At 60.2% G+C, this 10,937-nt stretch carries 12 protein-coding genes; 1 reads left to right on the forward strand and 11 read right to left on the reverse strand.

The window, feature by feature from the left end:
- Positions 1–320: 320 nt before the first annotated feature.
- The 8 genes from DW136_RS08495 to DW136_RS08530 form a co-directional block, all read right to left on the reverse strand.
- A complete protein-coding gene (locus DW136_RS08495; protein ID WP_006235801.1) occupies positions 321–764 on the reverse strand; it encodes a GatB/YqeY domain-containing protein in 444 nt (147 codons plus the stop codon).
- Positions 765–818: 54 nt separating this feature from the next.
- Positions 819–2,039 carry a peptidylprolyl isomerase gene (locus DW136_RS08500; protein ID WP_118289417.1) on the reverse strand — a complete coding sequence of 407 codons (1,221 nt, stop codon included), beginning with the start codon at positions 2,037–2,039 and terminating at the stop codon, positions 819–821.
- A 134-nt stretch (positions 2,040–2,173) separates the two neighbouring features.
- Positions 2,174–2,638: a PTS sugar transporter subunit IIA gene (locus DW136_RS08505; RefSeq protein ID WP_118289418.1), complete on the reverse strand. Its 465-nt coding sequence runs from the start codon at positions 2,636–2,638 to the stop codon at positions 2,174–2,176.
- A 65-nt stretch (positions 2,639–2,703) separates the two neighbouring features.
- Positions 2,704–3,171 carry a PIN domain-containing protein gene (locus tag DW136_RS08510; protein WP_199408615.1) on the reverse strand — a complete coding sequence of 156 codons (468 nt, stop codon included), beginning with the start codon at positions 3,169–3,171 and terminating at the stop codon, positions 2,704–2,706.
- Positions 3,168–3,512, reverse strand: coding sequence for a type II toxin-antitoxin system RelB/DinJ family antitoxin (locus DW136_RS08515; RefSeq protein WP_117584050.1), 345 nt, complete (start codon positions 3,510–3,512; stop codon positions 3,168–3,170). Before DW136_RS08515 ends, DW136_RS08510 begins: the two co-directional genes overlap by 4 nt.
- A 143-nt stretch (positions 3,513–3,655) precedes the next feature.
- Positions 3,656–4,354 (reverse strand): phosphoribosylglycinamide formyltransferase, encoded by a 699-nt coding sequence (gene purN, locus DW136_RS08520; RefSeq protein WP_118289419.1) that lies wholly within the window; start codon positions 4,352–4,354, stop codon positions 3,656–3,658.
- Positions 4,344–5,447, reverse strand: coding sequence for a phosphoribosylformylglycinamidine cyclo-ligase (gene purM, locus DW136_RS08525; RefSeq protein ID WP_055251557.1), 1,104 nt, complete (start codon positions 5,445–5,447; stop codon positions 4,344–4,346). Before purM ends, purN begins: the two co-directional genes overlap by 11 nt.
- Before the next feature lie 157 nt (positions 5,448–5,604).
- Complete coding sequence (locus DW136_RS08530; RefSeq protein WP_118289420.1) at positions 5,605–7,275, reverse strand: amidophosphoribosyltransferase; 1,671 nt, start codon at positions 7,273–7,275, stop codon at positions 5,605–5,607.
- 294 nt (positions 7,276–7,569) lie between these two features.
- Between DW136_RS08530 and DW136_RS08535 the strand changes: the two genes are divergently transcribed.
- Positions 7,570–8,799, forward strand: a complete 1,230-nt coding sequence (locus tag DW136_RS08535) for a putative ABC transporter permease (RefSeq protein WP_118289421.1) — start codon at positions 7,570–7,572, stop codon at positions 8,797–8,799.
- 90 nt (positions 8,800–8,889) lie between these two features.
- On the opposite strand, the gene DW136_RS08540 is transcribed toward DW136_RS08535, so the two are convergent.
- From DW136_RS08540 to purE, 3 genes are all read right to left on the reverse strand, one after another.
- Positions 8,890–9,306, reverse strand: a complete 417-nt coding sequence (locus DW136_RS08540) for a molybdenum cofactor biosynthesis protein MoaE (protein WP_233546556.1) — start codon at positions 9,304–9,306, stop codon at positions 8,890–8,892.
- Between the two features lie 67 nt (positions 9,307–9,373).
- The gene (locus DW136_RS08545) at positions 9,374–10,372 is read right to left on the reverse strand and encodes a class B sortase (RefSeq protein WP_118289423.1); all 999 of its coding nucleotides are present in this window, start codon (positions 10,370–10,372) and stop codon (positions 9,374–9,376) included.
- Positions 10,373–10,408: 36 nt separating this feature from the next.
- On the reverse strand, positions 10,409–10,873 hold the full coding sequence (gene purE, locus DW136_RS08550; protein WP_006235810.1) for a 5-(carboxyamino)imidazole ribonucleotide mutase: 465 nt from the start codon (positions 10,871–10,873) through the stop codon (positions 10,409–10,411).
- Between the last annotated feature and the right edge of the window lie 64 nt (positions 10,874–10,937).

Below are 10,937 nucleotides of genomic sequence, written 5' to 3' on the forward strand. Positions count from 1 at the left end.
AACCTTAATTTCAAAGTCCAAGAAATGGGATGCAGTTCAAATGAGTACCCGCTCATTGGGCACTCATTTAAGTCTGTCCCCAATGAGTGCCCCACCAAAAAGGGGCGCGACCATGACGGCCACGCCCCTCAAGACCCGAAAATAATACAACCGCCCTTGTTGAGCATAAGTCAGCGAAAACCCGTACACGCGAGCAAGGTGACGTGAAATGAAAGGGCGCAGACCTTATGGTCGCGCTCTTGAAATTGAACGTCAGATTGCCGTGTGTACGGGTTTGCAGCGTCGAGCCGTTACGCGGTTTGGTAAAACCGCGTAACAAATTACGCAAGCTTTGCGCCGACGATCTTTGCCGCGGCAGGCTTGTCGAAGTTGCCGCCGGTGGCCTTGCCGAGTGCTCCCATGACCTGGCCCATCTGCTTCTTGGACGTGGCGCCCAGCTCGGCGATGACTTGCTCAATCAGGGCCTCGAGCTCCTCGCCCGAAACCTGCGCGGGCAGCAGGCTCTCCAGAATCTTGACTTGCTCGGTCAGGTTGTCGGTACGCTCCTGGTCGGTACCGGCCTTAATGGACATCTCCAGCGTCTCGCTCGTCTGCTTAATCAGACGCTTGATCATGCTGTTGACGTCTTCCTCGGTCACATCGCGACGCTCGTTGACCTCGATGTTCTTCACTTCGGCCTTAACCTGGCGAATGATAGACAGGCGAACCTTGTCCTTAGCCTTCATGGCGGCGATCATTTCCTTCTGCAGCTCTTCGTTGGTCATCTGCAAATCCTCTCTAATAGCGTGGGCGGCACTCGCGCGAGTACCGCCCCATGATTACTCAGTCGTCGACGAATCGTCGGTCGAACTCTTGGTGACGCCCTTCAGACTGATGTTGTACGGCACGTCCTTGGGCATGGGATTGACGGTGATGTCGGCATCCTTCTTGTACTGCTCCAGCCACTCGCTGTACGCGGTGCTGGCCGCCTGCGTCTTCACCACGTTGGAGACGTACTTTTTGATGGCCTTGGGCACCTGGTTGATGTCATCGACCTGATTATCGACATGGAAGTAGTCGGTGCACTTGATGATGTGATAGCCGTACGTCGACTCGACCACGTCGCTCACATCGCCCTTGTTGAGCCCCTCGAGTGCCGTCTGGTAGCTGTCGACAAAGGTGGTGAGCTTGTCCCAGCCCACGTCACCCTTCTTCTCCTTGGAGCCGGTGTCGTCGGAATACTGCTTCACGGCGTCTTCAAAGCTCAGCTCGCCGGAGTTGATCTTGTTCAGGCACTCCTGCGCCTTAGCCTTGGCGGCAGCCTTGTCCTCATCGGACGCATCGGAATCAACCTTGATCAGGATGTTCGACGAGCGGCGGGCATCGTTGTACTTCGACAGGTTCTCGTTGATGTAATCGACGATCTCGCTGTCCTTGGGCTTGCTGGTGGGCGCCACGGCATCTTTGAGCTTTTGCTGCGCCATGCTCTCCTTGAGCGAGCTCTTATAGGTGTCTTCGGTGTAGCCGTAGGTCTTGAGGGTCTTCTTAAAGGCCTTGGCACCGCCCGCGCTCTTGCACGCGTCCTTCCAAGCCTTCTCGACCTCCTCGTCCGACACCGTCACGCCGTTCTCCTTCTGTGCCTGTTGAAGCAGAATCTGCTGCGTGTAGGAGTCGATGAGTTGCTTGCGGTACTTCTTGGGTGTGAGGTCGTTGTCGACCAGATACTGCGCCCAGTCCTTGTCCTTGGTGTAACCGTAGGACGTGCGCATGCTCATGATCTGCTTGGTCACGGTGTCCTCGGTGAGGTTGGTGCCGTTGATAGTAGCAGCCACACCGCCGGTAAGCTTGTAGCCCGAGGTATCCTCTGCCTGCGACATGAGACCGGAGCACGCCATGGCCGAGACGGAAAGCAGCATCGCCAGCACGCCGATGACCACCAGAACGATCTTGACGGTCTTAGACACGTACGTCTTGCGCTGCTTCTTACGAGAGCTGGAGGCGGCGCGAGCCTGCTGCTCGGGCGTCGGTGCGGCCTCGGAGTTCTTTTTCTTGTTTGCCATAGTTGGCCTTTCGCATCACGAATCGAACAAACGCCATTGTGTCACAACGCAGCCCCCGCGACAAAGGGGCAACCCTGGCACTTGGGGACGTTCCTTTTCTGCCAGCAGTTAGGGACAGTCCCCAAGTGCCGGCTTTAAAAGTGGCGGCGGATGGCGTCGACCATGCCTTGAGGCGTGGTCTGGCCGAGCACATCGGCTGCGACGTCCGCGTCCATAAAGATATTCATGAGCGCTTGCAGGGCCTCGACCTGGCCGCCCGGCTCGGCGATGCCCAGGTTGATGACGATCTGCGCCGGCACCGGAGCGCCCATGCCGGCCATAGCATTGAACGTCACGGGCGCGGCGGGCTTTACCACCGCGATATAGGGCTTGGCTACAAACCCCGGATCGGTATGCGGAATGGCGATGTTTGCCGCCGGCATGGCAAGGCCCGTGGGATAGGCATCCTCGCGCGTGCGGACGGCGTCGAGCCAACCGGTGCAGATGTAGCCGCGTGGGGCAAGTTCGCCTTCGAGTCGCGCAAACACCTCGGCGGACGTCGCGCACTCCCAATCAAAAAACACCAGCTCAGGCGTAAACAGTGCTTCGTTATCCGCCATACCGTCCTCCAAAGTTGCATGAGGGCCACAATGCTCAATATGATAGCGAAACGGGGTATGCAAGGTTAGCCGAGGATCCCGATGAGCTCGAGTGCGCGCGCGGGCGTCAAGCATACCTCGGGCATCGTCTCCAACATGCGTCGGTCGCTCGTGACTACGTAGTCAACATCCGCCGTATCGCCCGAGGCGATAATGAGATTGTCCTCGAGGTCCGGCATGCGCTTGCCAAGCATGCGCGCCATCTCGCACTCCGCCATCGAAAGCGGGGAAGCCGTTGCCACCTGCATCATATGCTCGACGCATGCCCATGCAGCCGGACCGAACGAAGCGTTAATCCCATTCACATTCCGTCGAGCTAGACGCCGAGGCAAGATATAGAACACGTCCTTTGCCGTCGTTGGCGCGTACAGAAGGTCGATCTTTCCCGCTTCGGCCAGTTCAACCAATCTTCTCACGTTGTCGAATGCGCCCTCTTGCAGGTAGTAATCAAGCCAAACATTCGTGTCCACCAAGAGCCGCTTTGCTTCAATCATCGGCAATTCGCCTCTATGTCGGCAATCATCGCGTCATACATATCATCGCGTACGGCATCCCAGTTGTCCGCCGATGATTCGCCTGGCGCAAAATCTGAGAAGCTCAACCCCAATGAGGAAAAAGCCAGACCACACCCCTGTTCGGCAAGACTCTTCGCACGGGGCGTCTCGCACTTATCCGTCACCATAAATCCCGGCAACGTTTGATGCTCGGCAAGATAGGTCCAAAGCGCACGAATGGCGTCACTCGGCCCCAGCCCATTACGAGTCAGGACCGCATCGCCACCGGCCTTGAGCATAGGGTCGATTCGTGTGTTGAGCTGCACCGTTGCTGTACCCATAGCGGCTCCTCTCTACTTGCTAGCAGTATAGCAAACAGAGTAGACCACACAAAAGGGCCCCGCCCGCGCACGGACAGGGCCCTATCAGATTTTCTAGATCGCTTACGTCCCAAAGAACGCTCAATGAGCCCTCTTACACACGACTAGCGTGCCGGATCCACGGCGACCTTGCCGTTCTCCAGCACGTGAACGCGGCCGTCGGCGAGCATTTGCACGACCTCGGGATACAGTACGTGCTCAATCGCGTGGATGTGCTCCTCGAGCGTGTCGACATCCCAGCCCTCCTCAACAGCCAGCGCACGCTGGGCGATGATGGGACCGTTGTCGTAGATCTCGTTGGCAAAATGCACGGTCACGCCAGTTACCTTGACGCCGCGCGCAAAGGCGTCATCAATCGCATGCGCACCGGTAAAGCTCGGCAGCAGCGCCGGATGCAAGTTGACCACGCGGTTGGGAAACGCCGCCAGCAGAGGCGTGTGCACCATGCGCATGTAGCCGGCCATGACCACATACTCGCAGCCGCGCTCGAGAAGCTCGTGCGCGATGATCTCGTCGGCGGCGATGGGGTCGGCGTAGACATCCTTAGATAGCGTGAGCGTCTGGATGCCCGCGCGCTCAGCGCGCTGCAAACCCTTAGCCGAAGGCCGGCTCGACACCACAAGCTCAATCGAAGCGTTGAGCTTGCCGGCGGCGATCAAATCGATCAGCGCCTGCAGGTTGGTACCCGAACCGCTGATGAGCACACCGATCTTGAGCGGCTCGGCCGTATCGGTGCCGGTCGGACGGGTGTAGGGCACAAAGCCCAGGCCCTCGGCGGCAGCCATCTGCTCGTTAGCGCTCATCGGAGTACACGACCTTACCGGAACCCTCGACGCACTCGCCCACGCGGAACGGCTTCTCGCCCAGCGCGACCAGGGCCTCGGTAACCGCGGCCTCGTCCTCGGGGGCGACGATCAGGCACAGGCCAACGCCCATGTTGAAGGTCTTGCATGCCTCGTTGGGCGCGAGCTCGGCCTGGCGCGACACGTAGGTGATGACGGGCGGAACGTCCCAGCCCATCTCGGCACCGTTGCGGGTGACCACGGCATCGACGTCGTCGGCGAGCGCGCGGTTGAGGTTCTCGGTAATACCGCCGCCAGTGATGTGGGCGATAGCGTGCACGTTGGCGCCGCCGCGCAGCAGCTCCAGAATCGGCTTGACGTAGATGCGCGTGGGGGCCAGCAGGGCGTCTGCCAGCGATGCGCCGCCGAGTTCCTCGAGCGGACGGCTCAGCTCCTCGGCCTTAGCGGCGGCCTCGGGCGTGCCCGGCTTAATGCCGTCGACGCCGATGACTTTACGCACGAGCGAGTAGCCGTTGGAGTGCACGCCGGTGGAAGGCAGACCCAGGATCACATCGCCCGGGCGGACGTTTGCGGGGTCGAGCATCTTGGGACGGTCGACGACGCCCACGGTAAAGCCGGCGAGGTCGTAATCGGCGGGGGCCATGACGCCCGGGTGCTCGGCCATCTCGCCGCCCACAAGCGCGCAGCCCGCGAGCTTACAGCCATCGGCCACGCCCTTGATGATCTTTGCCATGTGCTCGGCCTCGATGTGACCGATGGCAACGTAGTCCAGGAAGAACAGCGGCTCGGCGCCCGAAGCCAAAATGTCGTTGACGCACATGGCGACCAGGTCCTGGCCCACCGTCTCGTGACGGTCCATGATCTGGGCGAGCACGAGCTTGGTGCCCACGCCGTCGGTTCCGCTGATCAGGATCGGGTCTTCCATATCCTTAAGCGCGGCAGCCGAGAACAGGCCACCGAAGCCGCCGATGCCGCCGATAACCTCGGGGCGATTGGTGTCCTTGACCATCTGCTTAATCGCGTCGACGGCGCGGCCGCCCTCGGCGGTATCGACGCCGGCGTCCTCGTACGTCACATGCTTGCTGTCGCTCATCTGAGCCTTCCTCTCCCACTACCGTGGCGCCGCGCGGGCGCCAAACGGTGCTCATAGTTGCGTTCATTTCGGCGCGCGCCATAACAACGCGCGCCGTCATATCAACAAAACAGCAGGTAAAACCTACCAAAATAAACCTGTCCCTACATGGCAGGTTTTAGGCCTCGCCGTGCTTCTCTTCCCAGCTGCGGTCGTCGTATTTCTCGACCACGGCGTCGTCGTCAAAGTGAAGCGGCTTGTCCAGGTTGCGGGGCTTAAAGCCCTCCATGAACTTGTCGCGGCCAAAGCTCTCGGGAATCGCCACGGGGTAGCGTCCGGTAAAGCACGCATCGCAGTAACCGCCTTTGGGCATGACCTTAAGCAGGCCCTCGACCGAAAGGAAGGCCAGCGAATCGGCGCCGATATACTCGCAAATCTCGTCGACCGTCTTGTTGGCGCTGATAAGCTGCGACTGCACGTCGGTATCGATGCCGTAGAAGCACGGCCAGATGACCTCGGGCGAGTTGATGCGGATATGAATCTCCTTGGCGCCAGCGTTGCGCAGCATCTTGACGAGCTGCACCATGGTGGTGCCGCGCACGATGGAGTCGTCGATGACGACCAGGCGCTTGCCCTCGATGTTGTCGCGCAGCGGGTTGAGCTTCATGCGCACGCCCATGGCGCGCAACTCCTGCGTAGGCTCGATAAACGTACGGCCCACGTAGCGGTTCTTGATGAGGCCCTCGCCAAAGGGAATGCCGCTCTCGTGCGAATAGCCCTCCGCGGGCGGCAGGCCGGAGTCGGGCACACCGATGACCAGGTCGGCCTCGACGGGCTCCTCGTGCGCCAGCTGGCGACCCATGTCGTAACGGCAGGCATAGACGCTCTTGCCGTTCATAATGGAATCGGGGCGAGCGAAGTAGACCTGCTCAAAGATGCAGTTAGCAGGCTCTTCGGCGGCAGGCACGCCCTGCTCGGACACCAGACCCTCGGCGCTGATGCGCAAGATCTCGCCGGGACGGACGTCGCGGACGTACTCGGCACCCACGATGTCGAGTGCACAGGTCTCGGAGGCAACGACCCAGCCGCCAGCGCGTGTGACATGGGTGGTGGCGTCGACCGTCGCGGCGCCGTCTTGCGAGGGCAGCTGCGAAACGGAAGCGGCGTCGGCCTGATCCAGGCCCTCGTCCACGAGCTTGCCCAGCACCAGCGGGCGAATGCCGTGCGGGTCGCGGAATGCGTAGAGCGCCTGCTCGTTGATGAGCGTCATGGCGTAGCCGCCGCGCACGAGCTCCATGGTCTTGCGAATGCCCTCACGCAGATGGCCCGTACGCTGAGTAAAGTAGCCGATAAGCTTGGTCGCGACCTCGGAATCCGAATTGGAGAGGAACGGCACGCCCAGCTCGATCAGCTGGCGGCGCAGCTCGTCGGTGTTGACCAGCGTGCCGTTGTGAGCAAGCGCGATAATGACGCTGTTGATGGTGGAAAGATGCGGCTGCGAGGCTTCCCAGCTCTTGGCGCCGGCGGTGCCATAGCGCACGTGGCCCACGGCCAGCTGGCCGGAGAGCGTCGACAGGTCGGCGTTGGAGAACACGCGATCGAGCAGTCCCAGGTCTTTGCGAACCATAACCGTGCCGCCGTCGCCCACGGCGATTCCCGCCGATTCCTGGCCGCGATGCTGCAGCGCGCGCAGACCAAAGTACGTCAGTCGAGCCACATCGCGATCGGGTGCCCACACACCAAAAATGCCGCATTCCTCATGCAGCTGGTCGGAGTCCGGATCATACGTCGACATGGTCTTCACCTGTCCCGCGGCACGCTCGGCCGCGTGGATGGTTTCTTGAGACATGGCATCCCCTCAGAGCCTCGTTATTTGGCGTTACCTGCCCTATTATACGCACGGCAAGACAAGCACTCCCGCGCATGAACAGCGCTTTTTAAAAGCCCACCGAGCTTATAATCCGTTTTGCAGCCAAACATTTTATTGGGCAACCGCCTCGGGGCCGACGATCCCGCATACTTCCGTTACGACGCGTCTCGCCCGCCGTTGGGGCTTGCATTGTTGCAATTGGGACGTTCGTCCTGTCTTTTGGCAGGTCGGCGGCGTATCCTTGTACCTACAGCAAAACGAGAAAGGTTATGTATGGATCGAAACGAACTCGACCCCAGCGTCCCCAGCGCCACGGAGGTCAAGAAGATCCCCCTCATCATTAAGGTGTACGCCGTCCTGTGCATCCTGTCCGGCGTGGGCACGCTCCCTTCGGTCGGCGCCTTTATGTGGCAGGTCATCACCGCGCTCATCAACGGCAACGCCGCCGCCAAGCTCGGTGACAACACGCTCGTCGCGGTCGGCCTTATCGTCGCCGGCATCATGCTCTCTGCGGCAAGCGCCGTCATCCTGATCATCTTTGGCCTGGACCTTATCAAAAACCAGCGCCGCAACGCCGCCCGCCTGTCCTATATCCTTATCGCGTTTACCGTCGTCGAGCTTTTGGTTGACGTGATGCTCCAGGGCATCGGGCCCTTCTTGCTTCGCCCTGCCATCCAGCTCGGCATCCTCGTCGCGCTTTCGGCCACCGTCGACCCCACGCTGCGCCAGGAGCGCGAGCTGCAGCGCCGCCTGCAGGAGATGCTCGATCGCGACGCCGCCGCCGAGGGCATGCTCGGGCGCGATGAAACCGGCGAAGGCTACATCAAGCTCAACTACTTCAACCTGTTCTGGGTATTCTTTGTCTGCTGCATACTCGGCCTGATCGCCGAGGACATCTGGCACATGACGGTCGACGACCCGGGCGTCTACCAGAACCGCGCCGGCATGCTGTTTGGCCCCTTCAGCCCCATCTACGGATTTGGCGCCGTGCTCATGACCATGGTGCTCAACCGCTTCTATAAAAAGAACCCCATCATTATCTTTTTGGTGAGCGCACTGCTCGGTGCAAGCTTTGAGGTGTTCGTGGGCTGGTTTATGCAAACCTCGTTTGGCGTGGTCTCGTGGAGCTACTCGCATATGAAGCTCTTTGGCATGCCCGATCCGCTCGCCGTCCTTACGGGCGGACGTACCTGCACGGGCTTTGCCTGTCTGTGGGGCCTGGGCGGACTCATCTGGATCAAGCTGCTGCTGCCGAGGCTGCTCAAGCTCATCAACATGATTCCGTGGAAGAGTCGCTACTCGGCCACCGTCGTCTTTACCGTCATTATGCTTGTCGACGGCGTCATGACGCTGCAGTCGCTCGACTACTGGTACCAGCGCGTCAACGGCACGGAGCCGGATATTCCCGTCGCGCAGTTCTACGGCACGTACTTCGATAACGAATACATGGAGAACCGCTTCCAGAGCATGACCATGAGCCCCAAGGATGCGACGCGCGTGTAGCGCCCACCGCGCCCAAAACGCAAAATGCCCGCCGGTATCACTCGTACCGGCGGGCATTTTTATAAACGAGTCTTCTATCGACGCAAGCCTCTACGCCTCGCGCTCGACCTCACTCACGCATTCATTCTTGATGGTGCCAACGAGCGCCTGCAGCGCATCGACCACATGCGGGCGAATGTCCCCGCCGATGAGCACGAGCATGATGTCGTCGCCCACGGTAAGCTCGCCGCTTGCCAGCCACACGCGCACATAGCCGATACCCGGCATCGCGCGCGTGGCCTCGATAGCAGCCTGCACCTTCTGAGCATCGAAGCCGAACACCATACCGCCCACCTTGTGGCCCGGCGCCACGCCATCGGTCTCGACACCGCGCGCCTCGGCCTTGGGCGTCGCGCGCACCACACCGTTATGTGTCAGATACATACCGCACGCAGGTGCCGACGAATCGGCCTCGGCCTCGCGCAGCCAAGCATCAACCGAAGGCATCGTTTTGCCATTCTCGAGCATCATTTCTCCCTTACCGTCGTCGAGTAGCCAATTTGGAACGGGGCTTTTTTAGCTACTCTCGAACAACTTATTCCTCAACCGGTGTGAGCACCATGACTGCGCGCGTATTGCTAAATGACAGCGAACGGCAGGTCACAAGCGTTACGACCTTGGTTGCTGAGGCGGCGCGGTCGCCCGCATCACTCGCCACGGCCGAAGCGCCGTCGAGCATCTCGGACAGGTAGTTCTTGAGCCCGTCGTCACCCTCAAAATTAGGCGTGCGCGCCTTGGCATACGTGTCCTCGACGACTTTGGTCGCCAGCGGCCGTAGCTTATACGTAGCGTCGCGCGTAATGTAATACACGTACTCGATGCTATCGAACGTCGCCTGATCGGTGGTGTCCGAAATCACGTTGAACATCGACCCGTCGTTCATATGGTGGCCGTAGATCGTGGTCTGCTGGTCAACCATTCCCGGCGCGGTGTCATCGCTATCCAAGAAAATGGCACCGGACGCGTTAGATGTACCGTCAAACAGCGTGTTGAGGTATTTGGAGTTGTTGTTGGTCTGCACTACGGGATAGTTGATGTTGGTTCCCGGTGCGTAAATCCAACCCACAATCTCGGGGTTCGTCTGAGCAAGCGCATCAAAGTCGATAATCGGCACGCCGCTGGCGTCCTTGTCGCTCACATATTGTTTTTCGATCTTTTGATACGACTCGCTCGCCTGCTTGTAGCCAATCTGGGCATTAATAAAGATAGCGGCCGCAGCAACGATGAGGCCGATGCCAATAATGATGAGCAAGATGGGGACAACGGAGCGGCGCTTTTTGCGCGGCGGCTCGGTATAGCTCGATGGCGCGGTATGCGTCGAAGAGCGAGGTGACTTCTTGGCCGTACTGTATGACGAAGGACGATAAGCAGCAGGTGCATCCTGACGGCGATGCTTCGCCGGCGTCACGGGGCGCGGCGCGCGCGGCTGCTGAGGAGAGGATGTCCGACCCTGCTGTGCCGCACGGGCTGCTCCCGACTTGGCTGAATCGAGAATCTGAGAAGCCGAAAAACGCTTTCCCTGATAGTCGGACATGGCTCTCCTTATGCTGCAAATGGACTGGCAGAGCGCTTAGGCGTCAGCCATCTCCTGCTTCATCTTCTCGATAACCTTGCGGTACTCGGGGTCGCATGCGCCCAGAATCTGCGTGGCGTAAATGGCAGCATTCTTGGCACCGTTGATGGCCACACAGGCAACGGGCACGCCCGAAGGCATCTGCACCATCGACAGCAGCGAGTCCATACCACCCAGATCGCTCGTCTTCATAGGCACGCCGATGACCGGCAGCGGTGTAAACGCAGCCACGACACCGCCTAGGTGAGCGGCCTTGCCGGCGGCAGCGATGATCACTTTGATACCGCGATCGGCAGCAGTCGAGGCCCACTCATGGACCTTCGCCGGCGTGCGGTGCGCACTTGCAATCACGAGCTCATAGGGCACGCCCAGTGCCTCGAGCTCGGCGGTGCAACCCTCCATAACGCCCAGATCGGACTTGGAGCCCATGATGATCCCGACAACCGGCTTCTGATCTGCCATAAACAAAGACCTCCTGTTGAGAGCGGTGACGCGGCGAATCCGCGACCCTTAACTACTGAGAGTA

This window comes from Collinsella sp. AM12-1 (assembly GCF_003472325.1).
Lineage (GTDB): Bacteria > Actinomycetota > Coriobacteriia > Coriobacteriales > Coriobacteriaceae > Collinsella.

Coding starts and splice junctions, on each gene's coding strand:
- DW136_RS08545 (WP_118289423.1), bottom strand. CDS start 10,372: ATGTCCGACTATCAGGGAAAGCGTTTTTCGGCTTCTCAGATTCTCGAT.
- purN (WP_118289419.1), bottom strand. CDS start 4,354: ATGAGCGCTAACGAGCAGATGGCTGCCGCCGAGGGCCTGGGCTTTGTG.
- DW136_RS08530 (WP_118289420.1), bottom strand. CDS start 7,275: ATGTCTCAAGAAACCATCCACGCGGCCGAGCGTGCCGCGGGACAGGTG.
- DW136_RS08515 (WP_117584050.1), bottom strand. CDS start 3,512: ATGGGTACAGCAACGGTGCAGCTCAACACACGAATCGACCCTATGCTC.
- purM (WP_055251557.1), bottom strand. CDS start 5,447: ATGAGCGACAGCAAGCATGTGACGTACGAGGACGCCGGCGTCGATACC.
- purE (WP_006235810.1), bottom strand. CDS start 10,873: ATGGCAGATCAGAAGCCGGTTGTCGGGATCATCATGGGCTCCAAGTCC.
- DW136_RS08510 (WP_199408615.1), bottom strand. CDS start 3,171: ATGATTGAAGCAAAGCGGCTCTTGGTGGACACGAATGTTTGGCTTGAT.
- DW136_RS08505 (WP_118289418.1), bottom strand. CDS start 2,638: ATGGCGGATAACGAAGCACTGTTTACGCCTGAGCTGGTGTTTTTTGAT.
- DW136_RS08495 (WP_006235801.1), bottom strand. CDS start 764: ATGACCAACGAAGAGCTGCAGAAGGAAATGATCGCCGCCATGAAGGCT.
- DW136_RS08500 (WP_118289417.1), bottom strand. CDS start 2,039: ATGGCAAACAAGAAAAAGAACTCCGAGGCCGCACCGACGCCCGAGCAG.
- DW136_RS08540 (WP_233546556.1), bottom strand. CDS start 9,306: ATGCTCGAGAATGGCAAAACGATGCCTTCGGTTGATGCTTGGCTGCGC.
- DW136_RS08535 (WP_118289421.1), top strand. CDS start 7,570: ATGGATCGAAACGAACTCGACCCCAGCGTCCCCAGCGCCACGGAGGTC.